The following is a 17,562-nucleotide window of genomic DNA, read 5'->3' on the forward strand; positions in this document are numbered from 1 at the left end:
GCGCTCTCCATTGCACTAGTGCATACTGGGCTTTGTGCTAGGAGACTATCCGATCCAGGGTCGGCGTGCAGCGGAGATTTCCGCGAGCGTCGAGCGCGCGGTGGGGTCCGGCGAGCTGCGGCCGGGCCAACTGCTCCCACCCATGCGGGAGTTGGCGGCCCATCTCGGCGTGAATCCCAACACCGTGGCGGCCGCGTACCGGACCCTGCGCGAGCGCGGGGTCATCGAGACCGCCGGGCGACGGGGCAGCCGGGTGCGGTCCGCGCCGGCCACCACCGGGCGGGACCACATCCGGGTGGACGTGCCCGAGGGCGTGCGGGACGTGTCGAGCGGCAATCCGGACCCGGCGCTGCTGCCCTCGCTGGCGCCGGCCTTCGCGGCGGCGGCCGAGGAGGGCGATCGGGATCCGGTGCTGTACGGAGAGGCTCCCGTGGAACCGGAGCTGGCGCGGCTCGCCCGGGCCGATCTCGCCGCCGACGGGGTACCCGAAGGGCCGCTCGCCGTGGTCTGCGGATCGCTCGACGGCGTGGAGCGGGTGCTCGCGGTCCATCTCAAGCCCGGGGACACCGTCGCCGTCGAGGACCCCGGCTGGGGCAGGACCCTCGACCTCGTTCCGGCGCTCGGCCTGCGTACCGTCCCCGTCGGCGTCGACGACGAGGGGCCGCGCGCCGACGACGTGCGCCGCGCCCTGGAGGGCGGTGCCCGTGCGCTGATCGTCACGGACCGGGCGCAGAACCCGACGGGCGCCGCCGTGAGCGCCACGCGTGCGCGTGCCCTGCGGTCCGTGCTGCGGGAGCATCCGGAGACCCTGCTCGTCGAGGACGACCACGGCCACGGGATCGTCGAGCTCCCCCTGCACCCGCTCGCCGGAACCACCCGGCACTGGGCCTTCGTGCGCTCGGTCGCCAAGGCCTACGGCCCCGATCTGCGGCTCGCCGTGCTCACCGGCGACGCCGTCACCGTCGACCGGGTGCGCGGGCGGCAGCGGCTCGGGCCCGGCTGGGTGAGCCGGCTGACGCAGCGCGCCGTGGTGCGGCTGTGGGTCGACGGCGCCGTGGACGGGCGGGCGGTCGCGGCGGCGTACGGGCGGCGCCGGGACGCGCTGATCGACGCGCTCGCCCGGCGGGGGGTCCAGGCGCACGGGCGCAGCGGCATGAACGTGTGGGTGCCCGTACCCGACGAGACCGGCGCCGTCGCCCGGCTGCTGCACGCGGGCTGGGCCGTCGCACCGGGCGCCCGCTTCCGCATGAGCGCGCCGCCCGGCATCCGGGTCACCGTCTCGACGCTCACCGAGCAGGAGACCGGCCCGCTGGCGGACGCGATCGCCGCGGCCGTGGGACCGGCGCCGGCACGGGCGTACGTCTGAAATCGGCGGGATCCGCAACAGGCCCGTCCGATGCGGGAATCGGCGTCTGGGAACATGCCGCCATGGATGAAGAAGTGATCCCGGTGCTGCGCGTGGCCGACGCCTCGGCGGCCGTCCACTGGTACGAGCGACTCGGTTTCGCGAAGCAGTGGGAGCACCGCTTCGAGCCGGACCTGCCGGCCTTCGTCGAGGTCGCGCGCGGGCGGGTACGGCTGTTCCTGTCGGAGCACACCGGGGACGCCCGGCCGGACACGCTGGTGTACCTGCGGGTGGCCGATGTCGACGCCGTCGCCGCCGAGTTCGGCGTGCCGGTCCAGGACGCCCCCTGGGCACGGGAGATCGAGCTGCGCGACCCCGACGGCAACCGGCTGAGGATCGGCACGCCGACCCAGTGACCCCTCCGGGGTGGGCTCGCACCGGGCGGATCAGCGCTTTTGCCGCGCCTGCGTCAGCGCCGCCCCCGCCAGGACGATCACCGCACCGACCGGCGTCGACCAGGTCAGCGACTCGCCGAGGAGCGCGACGCCCGCGGCCGTGGCGATGACGGGGATGAAGTACGTGACCATCTGGGCCGTCGTCGGACCGACCTCGGCGACCAGGCCGTACTGGAGGAGCACGGCCAGCCCGGTGCCCAGCGCCCCCAGGGCCGCGACCGCCAGCAGCGGCACGACGGGGAAGCCGGTCGGCAGCGCCGTGAACAGCGGGGTGACGACGGCCAGTTGGACGGTGGCGAGGAGCAACTGCGCGCCGGTCATGGACAGGTTCGAATGGCCGGTGCCGGCCAGGGTGCGCCGGACGTAGATCCAGCCGATGGGGTAGCTGAGCGAGGCCAGCAGCGCCATCGCCGTGCCCGTGGCGTCCAGGCCGTCAAAGCCCTGCCAGGCGCCCAGCACGGTGAGCACCCCGAGGAAGCCCAGGCCGAGCCCCGCGACGCGCAGCCGGGTCGGGCGGTCCTCGGACAGGGCGACCAGCGACAGCGCCATGCCCCACAGCGGTGAGGTCGCGTTGCAGATGCCCGCCAGTGTGGACGGGATGGTCAGCTCGGCGTACGCGAACAGCGAGAACGGCAGGGCGTTGAGCAGGAACGCGGCCACCGTCAGATGCGCCCAGGTACGGGCGCCGCGCGGCAGCCGCTCCCGCCGCACCGCCATCGCGGCGGCGAGCACCGCCGTGCCGAACACCAGCCGGCCCAGCGTGACTTGGAAGGGGGCGTAGCCGTGCGTGCCGACCTTGATGAGGAGGAAGCTGAAGCCCCAGATCAGGGACAGGACGCCGAAACGGAGCCGCCAGTGGAGGCGGGGACGGGGACGGGCGGAGATGCGGGCCCGGTCGCGGGTGGTGGCGGTGACGGTGGTCATGGACGCCACGATGCTGAAGACGATCTCGTAGCACAATCGAGATTTCGCGTGCGCTATCTCGTAGCATTGCTTACATGTTGAACCTGGAGCGCCTGCGCACCCTCGACGCCCTCGCCCGGCACGGCTCGGTCAGCGGTGCGGCCCAGGCGCTGCACATCACGACGTCGGCGGTCTCGCAGCAGATGTCCAAGCTGGAGCGGGAGGTCGGCCAGCAGCTCCTCGCCAAGAACGGCCGGGGCGTGCGGCTCACGGACGCCGGACGGCTGCTGTCCGAGCACGCGGCGCGCATCCTGTCGCAGGTCGAACTCGCCCAGTCCGACCTGGAGGCGCATCGGGGGCAGGTGGTGGGCGAGCTGCGGCTGACCGGGTTCCCGACGGCCGTGCGGGGTCTGTTCCCGGTGGTGCTGAGCAGGTTGCGGGCCGACCATCCCACACTGCGGGTGCGCTCCTGGGAGCTGGAGCCCGAGTTCGGGGTCAGTGCGGTGCTGCGGGGCGACGCCGACCTCGCCGTCGTCCTGGACTGGTACAACAAGCCCCTGCCCATGCCCGAAGGGCTGGCCAAGGCCGCGATCCTGGACGACCCCGTGGACGTCGCGCTGCCCGAGGGACACCCCCTCGCCGACCGGGACGAGGTCGGCCTGGAGGACCTCGCGGAGGCCGAGTGGGTCTCCTGGAACGAGGGCGAGTTCTGCCACGAGTGGCTGCTGTACACGCTGCGCGGCAAAGGCATCGAGCCCCGCATCGCCCACCGCGCGGGCGAGCACCACACTCAGCTCGCCCTGGTCGCCGCGGGCCTGGGCGTGTGCATCGCGCCCCGGCTCGGGCGCGGTCCCCTGTCGGCGGGAGTCCGGCCCGTGCCGGTCCGGCACGGCGTCCACCGGTACGTGTACGCCGTGTGGCGCGCGGACGCCGACCGCCGCCCGTCGATCCGGGCGGCGGTCAAGGCGCTGCGAGCCGCCGGGGAGAAGATCGGCTGACGCTAGGCAGACCCCAGCTTGCGGAAGTCCCAGGAGACGACCTTCTCCGGCGTCAGCCGCAGCCAGGCGTGCCGGCCGTCGTGCGGCATCTCCTCCAGGCCGAAGTTCTTGCGGGCGAACAGCGTCTCGGGGACGTCGAGTTCGGCGCGCAGCTCGCCGGTGCGGGGAATCTCCCCCACGAACTCGACGCGGCCGGACAGCTCCACGCCGCGCAGCTCGTCGTACTCCTCGCCGGTGTCGACCACGATCGCCACCCGCGGGTCGCGGCGCAGATCCGCCCAGCGCTTGCTGCGCACGACGGAGTACAGCCACATCGAGGTGCCGTCCCAGGCGAACCAGAGCGTGCTCACGTGCGGGGCGCCGTCCGCCGACACCGTGGCGACCCGGCAGGTGCGCTGCGTGGTGAGGAACTCGTCCAGCTCACCGGGCGTCATCATGATCTTCCGGCCCCGGCGCTGAGTGACGGTCATGCGGCCCCCCTCTGTCACGGTCATGCGGCCCCTCCATCTCCCACGTCGTGCCAGAGGAGAATCTCCGTGGATTCCCTGATCCTCTGACACCGCGTCAGAAAAGGATGGGTCGTCTTCCCTCCGCACGCAACGGTGGCTACGCTCGCCCGCTCCAGCCGTCGCCGATCAGGGGGTGCCGTGCCGTCGTACGAAGAGCTCAGCGAACTCCTCGACCCGCGCACCACCGTGCTGCTCACCGTCGAGTGCCAGGAGGGCGTCGTCGGAACGGACAGCGCCCTGCCCGAACTCGCCAAGGCCGCACGCTCCTCGGGCGCCCTCGCCCGCATCGCCCGGCTGGTGGCCGCCGCGCACGAGAGCGGGATCCAGGTGATCCACGCCCTCGCCGAACGCCGCCCCGACGGCCGGGGCGCCAGCCGCAACGCCCGGCTGTTCCGCGCCGCCGAACGGCTGGCCGTCCAGCAGTTCGCGGGCACCACCGCCGTCCGCGTGGCCGCCCCGATCGAGGTCACCGAGGAGGACCTCGTCGTACGACGGCTGCACGGGCTGTCACCGATCCACGGCACCGAGGTCGACGCACTGCTGCGCAATCTCGGCTGCCGCACGCTGGTCCTGACCGGTGTCTCGGCCAACGTGGCGATCCCCAACGCCGTGTTCGACGCCGTGAACCTCGGCTACACCGTCGTCGTCCCGGCGGACGCCATCGCGGGGGTGCCCTCCGACTACACCCCCGCGATGATCCGCCACACCCTCGCACTGGTCGCCACGGTCGCGACCACCGACGAGGTGCTGGCCTGCCTCCGGCGTGCGCCTGGAGCGGTCAGGCGAGCGTGATCGAGTCCCCGCTGACGGTGATCTGCCTCTCCGGCAGCGGCTTGGTCGCGGGGCCGCTCTTCACACTGCCGTCGGTGATCGAGAAGTTGCTATTGTGACAGGGGCAGTTGATGACGCCGTTCGCGATGCTCTTCACCGCGCACCCCTGATGGGTGCAGGTGGCCGAGAAGGCCTTGAACTCGCCGGCCGTCGGCTGCGTGACCACCACCTTCTCGGCCGCGAACACCTTCCCGCCGCCCTCGGGGATGTCCGTGGTCTTCGCGAGCGCGGCCCCCGCCGCGGCGTCGCCGCCGCCCGAGGCCTCACTGCTCGCGCCGGCGCTGTCCTGGGGGGTGCTGGACGAACCGGGGTCGACGGAGGAGCTCGACGAGTCGTCGTCCGAGCCCCCGCACGCGGTCAGCGCGACGGCGAGCCCCGCCGCTCCGGCCGCCGCCACGACGGTACGACGGGCCGGTCCTGACGTGGGCCTGAACGATGCGCTGGTCATGCTGGCGTTCCCTTCGGGGAGGTTGCGTGGATCTGCCGAGAGGTACGGTCCCGGCGAACCGCCTGTTCAGACGATGCCGAAATCCTGACCCGCTCGAGATCGGATGTGGGTAAAGCGGAGCTGTCGGTTCGCTGTCGCGGGTGGCGCACCGCGCGCGGGGCTTTCAGCTGTGTGACGTCCGTGCCCGTGAGCGGTTGCGTGGCTGGTGAGCCAGGAGGAGTATCCGCACCGTCGGCAGCGGGAGTCGAACACCTCGCTGGCCGTGTCCTTCGAGCGGTCCTGCGCGGACGCCGTACACCTGATGCGCGGGGCAGCCGAATCCGTCGCAGCGGTCGGTGGCGGAGAAACTCTCCGCTGCTGCCGGTACGGAAGCCCGAATGGGGGAGGCGGCGGGCGGCGCTACGTCACTGCGTCAACGCGCCCATCGCCCGGTCGAGCAGTTCGGCCAGCGGCACGGTGCCCTCACAGGCCACCCATCCTGTGGCGGCCACGTCCAGGCAGGCGAGCGCGGCGGCGGCCAGTGCGCTCGGCCTGGTGTCCTCGGGCCGGTCGGGGCTGACCCCCAGCCGCCGGGCGATCTCCGGCACCAGCAGCCCCCGCCAGCCCAGCTGCTTCTCGTAGTGCCGGGCGCGCAGTGACGGGGTCTCCTGGAGCATGCGCAGATAGCTGAGCGCCTGCTCGGGTGCCTGCTCGTTCATCCGCGTCAGGACGTCGAAGGATCGGCGCAGCGCCTCCCAGGGCTGCTCGTCGTCGGGCCGGGCGGCGAGCGCCTCCGCGATCTGGCGGCCGGATTCCTCCAGGCGTCCCAAGACGATGTCTTCCTTGGTGCCGAAGTACCGGAACAGGCTGGCGCGCGACAGGCCCACCTCGGCGGCGATCTGGTCGACGGTCGTGCGGTCGAACCCCTGCTCGGTGAAGAGGCGGTGCGCGACCTCGACCACCTCCGCCCGAACCGCCGCACGCATGCGCTCACGCAAGCCGGGCGGCTTGCCTGCGGACTGGGCGGAGGTACGGGCGGTTTCGGTCATACAGGGAGGGTACTGCAACGACTCAATTTGATACCGAGTATCAGGCTTACGGGCTCCAACGCCATGCAGGTGGGAGCCGGCGGGCGCGGCGGTGCGGCGGGATCGGCCGATCGGCCGAGAGACCCGCGTGGTCGGCCACGGGCTCCGGCCGTATGGCCGAGGCGCACGCCGACGCCCCACGACACCTCCCGGGTCGGCCGTTCGACGCGGCGGCGGGCCGACTCCAGCGCCTCGGCCGTTCGACGCCTCGGCCGGGCGAGGCCGTGGTCGCCCGGGGCGGGACTGCGCACCCTGACCGGCGCTGTTGGCGTGCGGTTAGGCGGCGTCGCCCTGGGCCTGCGTGGCGACGTCGGCCCATTCCTCCCAGGTCTTCAGCCGCTCGGCGTAGACCTGTGGGACGAGGCGGAGCGAGGAGGCGCCGAAGAAGACCCGCAGGGGCGGGTTGTCGGCGTCAATGACCTTCAGCAGGGCCGCGCCGGTGGGGGTGGGGTCACCGCGCTCGATGTCGCCCCAGTGCGCGGCGACGGCAGCACGCAGGTCGTCGTAGGCGGGCAGTTGCTCGGGGAAGGTGGCGGAGGAGCCTGCCCAGTCGGTGGCGCCTGGGCGAGGGCCCCGCTCAGGCTCTCCAGGGCCCACTTGGAGGCGTTGTAGACAGCGAGGTTGGGGAAGGCGGTGACACCGCCGACGCTGGAGATCTGCACGATGTGGCCGCTGCCCTGGGCGCGCGGCAGGGGCAGGGCGGCCTGGGTGACCCACAGGGCGCCGTAGAAGTTGGTCACGTCCAGGGTCAGGGGAAGGATCGCCTCGCCGTGGGCGGCCACCAGGCCCGCGAGGGAGTCGGCGGTGCGGGCGGTCGCCGCGACCTTGTCGCCGCGCCCCAGGGCCGCCTGGACGAACTGGCGGCCGAAACCGCGCGAGGAGCCGGTGATGAACCAGATCTTGCTCACGAGAACACACCTGTTCGAAATGAGTCTTATAAAGAGGCTCTGCATCGCTCTGATACTCGGTATCAAAGTGAGGCGCGGGGTCGGTGCTGTACGCTGCCCCGCATCAGCGAGGCACGTCTGACAACAGGAGGACAGAGATGTCTTCACAAGTGGCGCCCGGTGACCAAGTGACGTCCGGACTGGACCGGCGTGCCGAGCTGAGGGAGTTCCTGCGTTCACGCAGGGCCCGGCTCAGGCCCGAGGACGTGGACCTGCCCTCGCACGGGCGGCGGCGGGTTCCCGGGTTGCGGCGCGAGGAGCTGGCGCAGTTGGCGGGGGTGTCGTACGCCTACTACGCGCGCCTGGAGCAGGGATACGGCGACACCATGTCGGCCGAGGTGCTGGACGCCGTCGCCCGCGCCCTGCGCCTGACCGAGGAGGAGCGTGAGCATCTGATCCGGCTGGCCCAGCCCGAGCGGCAGAGCGCGAGGCAGGCCGCGCCCCCGCCGCAGCGGCTGCGGCCCAGCGTCCAGCACCTGCTCGACGGGCTCGGCGTGCCCGCCTACGTCGTCGGCCGCCGCCTGGACATCCTGGGCTGGAACCGGCTCGCCGCCGCCGTCTTCGGGGACTGGGGCCAGTTGCCGCCCGAGAAGCGCAACGTGGCCCGGCTGATCTTCCTCTCGCCCGAGATGCGCGACCGGTTCGCCGAACCGGACCGCACGGCGCAGAGGATCGCCGGCGTTCTGCGCATGAACGCGGGCAAGAGCCCCGGGGATTCCTACCTCTCTTCGCTGATCGAGGAGTTGTCGCAGAAGAGCGAGGAGTTCCGGCGGTTGTGGGCACGGCACGAGGTGAGCTGCGGGACCATCGGCGACACCGTGCGGATGCGGCACCCGCTGGTGGGAGAGTTCGACCTCGTTCACGAACCCATGGCGCTGCCCGGGGGCGCCCCTATGCGGCTGGTCACCTACCACGCCGAGCCGGGCTCCCGATCAGAGGAAGCTCTGCGGACGCTGGCCCAGTTGGGAGATGGAGCCGCTGCGCTGAGTGAGCAGGTCGGGCTCGGCCAGCCACCGCAGGCCCTTTTCGGGCATGCAGTACGCGCAGCGCAGATGGCAGCGGTCGGTCAGTGAGACCCTCAGGTCGGTGGCCACCCGGCCGTGGGTGTCGATGAGCATGTGGGCCTCATGCGGCCAGGAGCGCGGCTGGTGATGACATCTGGGCCACGGGGACGGAGCCGTGGATGGGACCGGGGACGCGGGACAGGGGCAGGCCCGTGCCGTTGTTGATGTGGGCGATGATCTCGGCGGTGATGGAGATCGCTGTCTCCTCGGGGGTGTGGGCGCCGAGGTCGAGGCCGATCGGTGAGTGCAGGAGCGTGAGGTGCTCCTCGGGCACGCCGGCCTCACGCAGCCGTTCCAGGCGGTGTGCGTGGGTGCGGCGGGAGCCCATCGCGCCGATGTAGCCGACCGGGAGGCCGAGGGCCAGGCGGAGCAGAGGGATGTCGAACTTGGCGTCGTGGGTGAGGACGCAGATCGCGGTGCGGGCGTCGACCTCGGCGCGCTCCAGGTAGCGGTGCGGCCAGTCGGCGACGACCTCGTCGGCGTACGGGAAGCGGGCCGGGGTGGCGAAGACGGGGCGGGCGTCGCAGACGGTGACCCGGTAGCCGAGGAAGCGTCCGGCCTGGCTGAGGGCGGCGGCGAAGTCGACGGCGCCGAAGATCAGCATGCGGGGCGGCGGCACCTGGGTGTGGACGAGGAGCGTCAGCTTCTCCGGGCAGGTGTCGGCGTCCCCGCCGACCTCGACGCGGGCGGTCCGGCCCGCTCGCAGCAGCGCGCGGACCTGGGTGGCCACCGCCCGGTCCGCCTGCCGGCTGCCCAGGGTCCCGTCGTACGCGCTGCCGCCCCGGAAAACGGACAGGGTGCGGCCGAGAAGGCGCTGCGGCCCGTCGATCACCTGTGCCACGGCGACGGGCACACCGGCCGACGCCTGTTCCAGGGCGGTGGCGAGGTGGGGCTGGTCGGCGGGGTCGACCCGCTGGACCAGGACCTCCAGCTCGCCGCCGCAGGTCAGGCCCACGGCGAAGGCGTCGTCGTCGGAGTAGCCGAACGAGGCCCGTATCGGGGGTTCGCCCGACTCCAGCACCTGCCGGCACAGCTCGTAGACGGCGCCTTCGACACAGCCTCCGGAGATGCTGCCGACCGCTTCGCCCTCGGCGTCCACGGCCAGTGCGGTGCCCGGTGGCAGGGGTGCGCTGCCGCTGACCCGGATCACGGTGGCCAGGGCGAAGGGGCGGTCCTCGCGGCACCAGCGGTACAGCGTGTCCGTGATGTTCAGCATGAGAGGTGTCCTTCGATGGGTGGTTGGGGAAGCCCGCCGCCGCGCCGATGGGGGACGCCGAGGCGCGGCGGCGGGCCGACCGGATCGGTTCCGGGGCTCCCCCGGGGGAGGAGGCGAGGCCCGGCCGTCCGGGGTTCAGAGCAGGGCTTCGGCGGTGATGGGCAGTTCGCGGACGCGTCGTCCGGTGGCGTGGAAGACGGCGTTGGCGATGGCGGGGCCCACGCCGATCTGCACGATCTCGCCGAGGCCCTTGACGCCGATGGGGTCGGCGTGGTTGTCCTCCCCGTCCAGATAGACCGCCCGCAGGTCGGGGATGTCGGCGTTGACGGGCACGAGGTAGTCGGCGAGGTTGGCGTTGACGATCCGGCCGTCGCGGTGGTCGGTGACCGTGTGCTCCAGCAGGGCCCCGCCGATGCCGCCCACCATTCCGCCGAGGGCCTGGCTGTCGGCGAGCTTGGGGCTGATGATCCGTCCGACGTCGTAGACGCCGAGCATCCTCCGCATCCGCACCAGGCCCAGCCGTCGGTCGACGGCCACTTCGGCGAACACCGCGCTGTAGGCGTACATGGAGAACCGGTCGTCCCCGGTCGGGGCGAAGTTTCCGAGTGTCTCCAGGTGCGTACGGCCATGGCGGGCCAGCAGCTGCCGGTAGGTCTCGCCGCGCGCGGGGTCGCCCTGCACGTGCAGCCGTCCGCCGCGGACGACGACGTCGTCGGCGGCGACGCCGTGCAGCGGCGACCGCTCGTCCTCGACGGCGAGCTTGATCGCCTCCTGCCGCAGCTTGTCGCAACCGTCCTGGACCGCTGAGCCGACGCCGGCCATGGTCTGCGAGCCACCGTGCGGCGGGGACGGTGCGAAGGTGGAGTCGCCGAGTTCGCAGCGGACGGTGCGCATGGTCAGGCCGAGGGCGTCGGCGGCGAGCTGGGTCATGGAGGTGTAGGTGCCGGGACCCATGTCGCTGGTCGACGCCTGGACCAGGGCGGTGCCGTCGGCGTCCAGCCTGACGCGGGCCTGTGACCGCATGCGCAGGGTGTCGTAGACGCCACTGGCCATGCCCATGCCGACGAGCCAGTCGCCGTCCCGCCGGGAGCGCGGCCTGGGGTTGCGCCGGTGCCAGCCGAACTCGCGGGCGCCGACCCGCAGGCACTCGCGCAGCCGCCGGGTGGAGAACGGCAGCCCGTTCGACGGGTCTTCCGCCGGTTCGTTGCGCAGCCGCAGTTCGATGGGGTCGACGCCGAGCTCGTGGGCGAGTTCGTCCAGAGCCGACTCCATGGCGAAGACGGCGGTGGAGTAGCCGGGGCCCCGCATGAACGTCGGTGTGTTCAGGTCCAGCGGCACGGTCCGGTACGCCTGGCGTACGTGGGGCGTGGCGTAGTGCATCTGTCCCGGGACCATCACGCCCTCGGTGAAGTGCTCGTACCTCGACGTCTCGCCCCGCACGCGGTGAACCGCCACGGTCAGGCGTCCGCTCCGGGTGCTGCCCAACTGCAGCCCGTACTCGTAGGCGGGCCGGAAACCCACCCCGTAGTACAGCTGCTCGCGGTTCAGGACGAGCTTGACCGGGCGGCCGATCTCACGGGCGGCGAGGGCCGCGAGGGTGGAGTGCGGCCAGGTGCGCAGCGCGTTGCCGAACGCGCCGCCGACGAACGGCGAGATGACGCGCACGTTCTCCGGTGGAATACCGAACACGGCAGCGAGTTCGCCCTGCGCTCCCAGCGTCCACTGGGTCTTGTCCCACACGGTGAGCTTCTCGCCGTCCCAGCGGGCGATGGTGGCGTGCGGCTCCATCGCGTTGTGGTGGTTGCGCGCGAGCCGGTAGGTGCCCTCCAACCTCACCTCCGCCGAGACCAACGCCTCTTCGGGGTTGCCGCGCGTGTAGTTCTGCGGGGGCAGGGGGTCGTTCTCGGGCGCGCCGGTCAGGTCGGTGGCGGGCTTCTCGGCGTCGTAGGAGACCTTCACCAGGTCAGCGGCGTGCTGGGCGGCCTCCAGTGTGCGGGCGACGACCACGGCGACGGGCTGTCCGAAGAAGCGGACCTTGTCGTCCTGGAAGACGTGCAGCCGTTCGCCGACGAAGGGGTCCAGCCAGGCCCCCGGGTTGTCGCGGTAGGCCAGCCTGGGGGTGTCGAGGTGGCTGATGACGCCCAGGATTCCACGCAGCGCATCGGCGGCGCGGGTGTCGATACCGGTGATACGTCCGCGCGCGATAGTGCTGTCGACGATGACGGCGTGGACGACGCCGTCGATGACGGGGGTCCCCCCGCGCGAGGTCGTTCGAGCGTGGGGGAGGTCGGCGGTGTACCTGGCCTGGCCGGTGACCTTCAGTCGTCCGTCGACCCGGGACAGCGGTGCTCCGACGGCTGCCTGCGGCTGCGGGCTCACTTGCCACCTCCTACGACGTGCAGTTGGCGCTCGACGGTCCGTTTGAGCAACTCGACCTTGAAGCGGTTGTGTTCGAGGGGCCGGGCCCCGTCCGCCGCCCGTTCGGCGGCGGCTGTCCACAGGGCGTCGGACGGCCGCCGCCCGATGAGCTGTCGCTCGACGGCGGGCAGTTTCCAGGGGATGGTGCCCACGCCTCCGGCGGCGACCTTGGCCTCGCGGATCACTCCGCCGCTGATGTGCAGGGCGACGGCCGCCGAGGTGAGCGCGAACTCGTAGGACTGCCGGTCGCGTACCTTCAGATAGCCCGACCTGAGCGGGCGAGGATGGGCCGGTATCTCGACAGCGGTGATCAACTCGCCCTGGCCCAAGGCCTGTTCGTGGTGAGGTGTGCTGCCCGGTCTGAGCAGGAAGTCGGCGAAGGGCACGGTGCGCTCGCCGTCCGGGCCCAGCACGACCACGGTCGCCTCCAGCGCCGCGAAGGCCACGGCAACGTCGGAGGGGTGGGTGGCCACGCAGTCTTCGGAGGTGCCGAGGATGGCGTGGGTGCGGTTGACGCCATGCAGGGCCGCGCAGCCGGAGCCGGGTTCGCGCTTGTTGCAGGCGGCGGTCACGTCGCGGAAGTAGGTGCAGCGGGTGCGCTGCATGATGTTGCCGCCGATGGTGGCCATGTTGCGCAGCTGCGCCGACGCGCTCAGTTCCAGCGCCTGCGAGATGACCGGGTACAGGGCGCGTGCGCCCCGGTGGGCGGCGGCCTCGGACATCCGTACCAGCGCGCCGATGCGCAGGCCCCCGTGCCGGGTGACCATGATCTCGCGCAGTGGCAGGGTGCTGATGTCGACCAGTGTGCGGGGGCGTTCGACGGTCTCGCGCATCAGGTCGACGAGGGTGGTGCCGCCGGCGATGTAGCGGCCGCCGTTGCGGCCCGCGTCGAGGGCCTGCCGGGTGTCGGCGGCCCTGGTGTAGGAGAAGGGATACATGGGGACCGTGCCTCATTTCCCGTGCGCGGCCTGCTCGACCGCCCGCACGATCTTCACGTAGCAGCCGCAGCGGCAGATGTTGCCGCTCATGAACTCCCGGATCTCTTCCGGTGAGCCGGTGTGACCCTCGTCCATGCAGCCGACGCCGGACATGATCTGGCCGGGGGTGCAGAAGCCGCACTGGAAGGCGTCCTGGTCGATGAACGCCTGCTGCAGCGGGTGCAGCCGTTCGCCCTTCGAAAGGCCCTCGATGGTGGTGACTTCGGCGCCGTCCAGCCGGATGGCGAGTGTCAGGCAGGAGTTGACCCGGCGGCCGTCGACCAGGACGGTGCAGGCGCCGCAGGCACCGGCGTTGCAGCCCTTCTTCGAGCCGGTCAGGTCGAGGTGTTCGCGCAGCAGATCCAGCAGCGAGGTCCGGTTGTCGACCGTGACGGTGTGCCGCATGCCGTTGACGGTCAGGGATACGCGGGTGCTGGGCGACGCCGTGGCGGCGCCCGCGGGCTCGGCGCCGAACACGGACGGCCCGGCTGTCAGGCCGCCCGCCACGACCGCACCGCCGACGGCGGTGGTCGCGATGAACGTGCGCCGGGAAGGGGCGGACGCAGATCCCTCGGGAGAGCCCTCGGGGGGAGAGACAGTTGCCTCGGGGGGTTCGGTGGACATGCTCACTCTCTCGGTCGACGGAAGACGGGTGGCGGTACCGGACACCGTCATGTGCACGAATCGGCGCGAGTACGAGACATCACGGCTTCTCTCAGGCGGGCGTGACAGCGCACATGCGGGTGAGGGCGTGGTGGCGCCGCAAGACGGTTGTGCGGCGGATTTCATGTCGGACCCGGGACGTGTGCGGCCGCCCGGGAAGCGGACGGGCGGCGCGTCCTGGGCAGCTGTGCGGCGGCCCGGCGCGCGAGCAACTCGGTGTTCCCGTTGCTGCGGTGGCTGCCGAGGAGGAAGAGGAAACGGCGGGACACTGAGGGATCTCCTTGGGCGGCGCGGGGACGACTGCTGCGGGTGAGCAGTCCCGCCGGGTGGCGTCGGGGTCTGCGTCTCCCGGCGGTGCCGGTGGGGTCGGCGGGGTCGTGGGGTCGGCGTCTGGGGACACGGTTCACGCCGCGGCTCATGAGGCGGGCCGTCGGCCCAGGAGAAGTGCGGCGGCCCGGGGTGAACAGGTTCGGCGGCCGCCTGACCAGGCCATCGGTGCGGCACGGCATCCACTGTGCGGCACGCGGCGCGATCCAACGAGCAGAGACTTTTGGGACGACTCCCGTGAGTACCACTGCAGTTGGTACGTCTGGCAGTAGCACCCAGAGCGGTCCGACCGTCGGCGGTGGCCGTCATGCCGTCCTGTCAGGGCCGGGGCGCCTGTCCAGGCGGGCTGGCCCACGACGACCAGGACCGTTCCCGACTTCGCGGCCAGCTTGTCGAACACGGCCCGCAGCTTGGGCGAGCAGCCGCGCCTCGTACCGCCCGAGCGCCTCCTCGGCGGAGTAGCCCTACAGCTCCTCGGCCTGCGGGCTCCACAGCACGACCCGCCCGTCGGCGTCCGACGGCATCGCCGCCACACCGAGGCGATCCATCAGCCCGCTCGGCTGCGACGGCTCGCACGTGGTCCCTCGGAGTGGCCGGGTCACACACGCCCGGAAGGGGCGAAGGCCGTACTCACACTGAGGCGTGGGAGGGCGGACGTCTCCTCAGGGGCGCGTCGGGGGACCGGTGGGGCGTACCTCGTTGGCCCGAGTGGAGCCGCACGACCGGGACGCCCCGGTATGACGAAGGCTCACAGAACGTCTCGCCAAAGAGCGACCAGCCTTCACTGCCTGTCCTCAGTCGGAATCCCGGCCGGCGGCATGGCCGAGCCCAGCCGGCTGCCCGGCTCTCCCCTGCCCGTTGGCACACCGGTCGTCAGAGCGGGCATCCGGAGCCCTGCGTTCCCTCGCGTCACCGCGTTCCTCACCCGACCCGGATGCCCACGATGCACGTGTCGTCGTCGGTGTCCGACTTGCTGTAGGTCAGCAGGCGGTCCAGCTGCTGGTCGAGTGTGCTGGCCGCTGTGCGGGCGGTGGTGAGCAGATGGGTCAGGGACTCCTCCATGGACCGGTCGCGGCGCTCGATCAGACCGTCCGTGTACATCAACAGGGTGTCATCGGCGGCCAGTTGGGCCTCGGCCTCCTCGTACGCGGCCTCGGGCAGCGCTCCGAGCAGCATCCCCTTGACCCAGGGCAGGGGAGTGGCCTCGTTGTCCCGGACGAGCACGGGCGGCAGGTGGCCCGCCCTGGCCCAGCGGAGCGTCCGCCGGGCCGGGTCGTACAGGCCGCACACCGCCGTCGCGGTGACGGCGCCCGTCAGGTGGTGGGCCACGATGTTCAGCCAGGACAGCAGCTGGCCGGGCCCGGCGCCGGTCACCGCGAGGCCGCGCAGCGCGTTGCGCAGGACGACCATGCTGGTCGCGGCCTCGATGCCGTGGCCGGCCACGTCCCCCACGCACAGCAGCACCAGCCGGGACGGCAGGACGACCGCGTCGTACCAGTCGCCGCCCACCAACTGCTCCGTCTCCGCGGGCCGGTAGCGGACGGCCACCTGGAGGCCGGGCACCTGCAACGGTGCCTGCGTGGGCGGCATGATGGCGTGCTGCAACTGGAGGGTCAGCCGGTTGCGTTCGGTGGCCTGCTGCTCGGTGTGCGCCAGCTGGTCGCGGGTGGCGGCGAGCGCCACCTCGGTCCAGTGCTGGGCCGAGATGTCCTGACAGGCGCCGCGGACGAGGAACAGCCGGCCATCGGTGTCGAGGACCGGTTCGGCGACGACCCGGATGTGGCGAGTCACCCCGTCCGGCCGCTGCAGCCGGAAGTCCACGGAGGCCGGCCGCCGGTGGTGCAGGAGCGTGCGCAGGAAGCGACGGATGGCGACGCCGTCGTCCGGGTGCGCATGGGCCGCCAGCTTCTCCAGAGGCACCGGGGTGCTCGACTGCGGGAGCCCGTAGAGGTCGAACAGCTGCCCGTTCCAGGTGATGTCGCCGGTCAGCACGTTCTCCTCGAAGCCGCCGATGCGGCCGAGGCGCTGGGCATGCTGGAGCAGGCTCGCCAGCCGCGCCGTCTCGTCCTCGATGCGCCAGATGAGGAGGACGGCGGTGCCGTGCCGGCTGATGCTGATGTCCGCCACCGCCGAGAGGGGGACCTGGTCGACGAGGGCGGTGAGGTTCATCCGGCGGGCCCTGAAAGGCTCGCCGGTGGCGTACACGCGCTCGATGCGCTGGAACAGCTCGCTGTCCCCGGCGGCCATCGGGTAGGCCTCCAGCAGCAGCGCGCCGTTCACGACCGTACGCGGCCGGCCGGCCGGGTCCAGGAAGCGGCTGTTGACGTGCTGGATGCGGAAGTCCACCAGGTTCCCGGCGCCGTCGAGGTGGGGCACCAGGACCAGGGCGGGGTCGTGCAGCCCGTCGGCCAGGTCCATCAGCTCCGCGGCGTCCGGCAGGACGCGCGGCTCCTGGACGGGGCCGTGCAGCAGCGTGTACGTCTCCAGCGTGTGGGCGCACAGCTCGGCCAGGGCCTCCACCTGGCGGACTATCTGTGGGGACTGTGACGCCAGGGGCGTCGGCCAGGCGATCTCCAGCACGCCGTGGAGGCGTCCTCCGGTGCCGGCGGGCAGGGCGGCCCTGCCGCCGTCCGGATGGTGGTGCAGGCCGATGCTGGGCAGTCCGGTCTCCGCGAGGGACGTGATCCACTGTCCCTCGCGCTCGGTGAGGCTGCGCCGCGCCACCGTCACCACGTCCGGTGGGACGTAACGCCAGCGGGCGGCCTCGGCCGGGGAGAACCCGGCGCTGCCCGCCAGGGTGAGTGAACCGTCGGAATCCGCGGCCCAGACGGCCACGGCCACCGCGCCGAGAGGCCGTAGCGCCTGCTCCAACAGGGCGTCGGCGACGGTCTGGGTGTCATTCGCCGCCAGCGCGCTGCTTTCGGCCGCGCGCAGGCGTACGCCGGCCGGCTCGGCCTCTGGTTCGTCGGCGGCCCTGGTGGCGGCGAGGAAGGCCTCCGTCACTTCCGACATCCGGTCGCGCGCGGCCTGGTTGATGATGTCGACCGCGAGTTCCAGGGGGGTGACCCGAGCCTGCTCGGCCAGCTCGGCGAGCTGGCGAGCGGCCTGGGCAGGCCCGCACCCCAGCCGTTCGATCAGAATGCCCTTGGCGAGCTCGATCAGGGCACGCCCCTCGGCCTCCGCCTGGGCGGCCCGCACCTCCCGGCTGAGCCGTTCCACGGTGGCCGCCAGTCTGCCCACCGGTGAGACGGGCGGGACCTTCACGAGATCCGCGGGCGCTGTGTCGGCGGAGGTCACCGACAGCGAGGAGGACGCCGGGGCGGCGGCGGATTCGAGCTCCGGCTCATCGCCCGGGCCCGGTTCGCGCGGATGCTCGGACATGCTCACGGTGCGG

The 17,562-nt window shown here is 72.2% G+C and carries 15 protein-coding genes and 1 pseudogene; 5 read left to right on the plus strand and 11 right to left on the minus strand.

All coding sequences use genetic code 11. The annotated features are described in order from the left end of the window. Positions 1-34 precede the first annotated feature (34 nt). Both ACYVMZ_RS34385 and ACYVMZ_RS34390 read left to right on the plus strand, forming a co-directional pair. Complete coding sequence (locus ACYVMZ_RS34385) at positions 35-1,366, plus strand: aminotransferase class I/II-fold pyridoxal phosphate-dependent enzyme (RefSeq protein WP_461086792.1); 1,332 nt, start codon at positions 35-37, stop codon at positions 1,364-1,366. Positions 1,367-1,428: 62 nt separating this feature from the next. After that, the gene (locus ACYVMZ_RS34390; protein WP_461086794.1) at positions 1,429-1,761 is read left to right on the plus strand and encodes a glyoxalase superfamily protein; all 333 of its coding nucleotides are present in this window, start codon (positions 1,429-1,431) and stop codon (positions 1,759-1,761) included. Positions 1,762-1,791: 30 nt separating this feature from the next. On the opposite strand, the gene ACYVMZ_RS34395 is transcribed toward ACYVMZ_RS34390, so the two are convergent. Further along, complete coding sequence (locus tag ACYVMZ_RS34395) at positions 1,792-2,724, minus strand: DMT family transporter (protein ID WP_461086796.1); 933 nt, start codon at positions 2,722-2,724, stop codon at positions 1,792-1,794. Positions 2,725-2,798: 74 nt separating this feature from the next. On the opposite strand from ACYVMZ_RS34395, the gene ACYVMZ_RS34400 reads away from it, so the two are divergent. Next, complete coding sequence (locus ACYVMZ_RS34400; protein WP_461086798.1) at positions 2,799-3,701, plus strand: LysR family transcriptional regulator; 903 nt, start codon at positions 2,799-2,801, stop codon at positions 3,699-3,701. Between the two features lie 2 nt (positions 3,702-3,703). On the opposite strand, the gene ACYVMZ_RS34405 is transcribed toward ACYVMZ_RS34400, so the two are convergent. Further along, entirely contained in the window at positions 3,704-4,171 is a 468-nt protein-coding gene (locus ACYVMZ_RS34405; protein ID WP_461086849.1) for a pyridoxamine 5'-phosphate oxidase family protein, read from the minus strand. 177 nt (positions 4,172-4,348) lie between these two features. On the opposite strand from ACYVMZ_RS34405, the gene ACYVMZ_RS34410 reads away from it, so the two are divergent. Beyond that, positions 4,349-5,002, plus strand: a complete 654-nt coding sequence (locus tag ACYVMZ_RS34410; protein ID WP_461086800.1) for a cysteine hydrolase family protein — start codon at positions 4,349-4,351, stop codon at positions 5,000-5,002. On the opposite strand, the gene ACYVMZ_RS34415 is transcribed toward ACYVMZ_RS34410, so the two are convergent. The 3 genes from ACYVMZ_RS34415 to ACYVMZ_RS34425 all read right to left on the minus strand — a co-directional run bounded on the left by ACYVMZ_RS34415 (position 4,989) and on the right by ACYVMZ_RS34425 (position 7,464). Then, positions 4,989-5,489 carry a Rieske (2Fe-2S) protein gene (locus ACYVMZ_RS34415; protein ID WP_461086802.1) on the minus strand — a complete coding sequence of 167 codons (501 nt, stop codon included), beginning with the start codon at positions 5,487-5,489 and terminating at the stop codon, positions 4,989-4,991. The genes ACYVMZ_RS34410 and ACYVMZ_RS34415 overlap by 14 nt on opposite strands. A 404-nt stretch (positions 5,490-5,893) precedes the next feature. Next, the gene (locus ACYVMZ_RS34420; RefSeq protein ID WP_461086804.1) at positions 5,894-6,517 is read right to left on the minus strand and encodes a TetR family transcriptional regulator; all 624 of its coding nucleotides are present in this window, start codon (positions 6,515-6,517) and stop codon (positions 5,894-5,896) included. 461 nt (positions 6,518-6,978) lie between these two features. After that, positions 6,979-7,464: an SDR family NAD(P)-dependent oxidoreductase gene (locus tag ACYVMZ_RS34425; RefSeq protein ID WP_461086806.1), complete on the minus strand. Its 486-nt coding sequence runs from the start codon at positions 7,462-7,464 to the stop codon at positions 6,979-6,981. Between the two features lie 137 nt (positions 7,465-7,601). Here ACYVMZ_RS34425 and ACYVMZ_RS34430 point away from each other — a divergent pair, with 137 nt between their 5' ends. After that, on the plus strand, positions 7,602-8,576 hold the full coding sequence (locus ACYVMZ_RS34430) for a helix-turn-helix domain-containing protein (protein WP_461086808.1): 975 nt from the start codon (positions 7,602-7,604) through the stop codon (positions 8,574-8,576). Positions 8,577-8,628: 52 nt separating this feature from the next. Here ACYVMZ_RS34430 and ACYVMZ_RS34435 read toward each other — a convergent pair whose 3' ends face one another. From ACYVMZ_RS34435 to ACYVMZ_RS34460, 6 genes and pseudogenes are all read right to left on the minus strand, one after another. Then, positions 8,629-9,783, minus strand: a complete 1,155-nt coding sequence (locus ACYVMZ_RS34435; RefSeq protein WP_461086810.1) for an XdhC family protein — start codon at positions 9,781-9,783, stop codon at positions 8,629-8,631. A gap of 135 nt (positions 9,784-9,918) precedes the next feature. Then, entirely contained in the window at positions 9,919-12,162 is a 2,244-nt protein-coding gene (locus tag ACYVMZ_RS34440; protein WP_461086812.1) for a xanthine dehydrogenase family protein molybdopterin-binding subunit, read from the minus strand. Then, positions 12,159-13,139 (minus strand): FAD binding domain-containing protein, encoded by a 981-nt coding sequence (locus ACYVMZ_RS34445; RefSeq protein WP_461086814.1) that lies wholly within the window; start codon positions 13,137-13,139, stop codon positions 12,159-12,161. Before ACYVMZ_RS34445 ends, ACYVMZ_RS34440 begins: the two co-directional genes overlap by 4 nt. A gap of 12 nt (positions 13,140-13,151) precedes the next feature. Further along, entirely contained in the window at positions 13,152-13,802 is a 651-nt protein-coding gene (locus ACYVMZ_RS34450) for a (2Fe-2S)-binding protein (protein ID WP_461086816.1), read from the minus strand. A 218-nt stretch (positions 13,803-14,020) separates the two neighbouring features. Next, positions 14,021-14,110, minus strand: a pseudogene (locus ACYVMZ_RS34455) (flavodoxin); the annotation flags it as partial. 979 nt (positions 14,111-15,089) lie between these two features. Continuing rightward, entirely contained in the window at positions 15,090-17,555 is a 2,466-nt protein-coding gene (locus ACYVMZ_RS34460) for a SpoIIE family protein phosphatase (RefSeq protein ID WP_461086818.1), read from the minus strand. Positions 17,556-17,562: the final 7 nt, after the last annotated feature.

It is taken from the genome of Streptomyces deserti (assembly GCF_054782695.1).

Coding starts and splice junctions, on each gene's coding strand:
- ACYVMZ_RS34415 (WP_461086802.1), bottom strand. CDS start 5,489: ATGACCAGCGCATCGTTCAGGCCCACGTCAGGACCGGCCCGTCGTACC.
- ACYVMZ_RS34435 (WP_461086810.1), bottom strand. CDS start 9,783: ATGCTGAACATCACGGACACGCTGTACCGCTGGTGCCGCGAGGACCGC.
- ACYVMZ_RS34395 (WP_461086796.1), bottom strand. CDS start 2,724: ATGACCACCGTCACCGCCACCACCCGCGACCGGGCCCGCATCTCCGCC.
- ACYVMZ_RS34450 (WP_461086816.1), bottom strand. CDS start 13,802: ATGTCCACCGAACCCCCCGAGGCAACTGTCTCTCCCCCCGAGGGCTCT.
- ACYVMZ_RS34445 (WP_461086814.1), bottom strand. CDS start 13,139: ATGTATCCCTTCTCCTACACCAGGGCCGCCGACACCCGGCAGGCCCTC.
- ACYVMZ_RS34400 (WP_461086798.1), top strand. CDS start 2,799: ATGTTGAACCTGGAGCGCCTGCGCACCCTCGACGCCCTCGCCCGGCAC.
- ACYVMZ_RS34430 (WP_461086808.1), top strand. CDS start 7,602: ATGTCTTCACAAGTGGCGCCCGGTGACCAAGTGACGTCCGGACTGGAC.
- ACYVMZ_RS34390 (WP_461086794.1), top strand. CDS start 1,429: ATGGATGAAGAAGTGATCCCGGTGCTGCGCGTGGCCGACGCCTCGGCG.
- ACYVMZ_RS34420 (WP_461086804.1), bottom strand. CDS start 6,517: ATGACCGAAACCGCCCGTACCTCCGCCCAGTCCGCAGGCAAGCCGCCC.
- ACYVMZ_RS34405 (WP_461086849.1), bottom strand. CDS start 4,171: ATGACCGTCACTCAGCGCCGGGGCCGGAAGATCATGATGACGCCCGGT.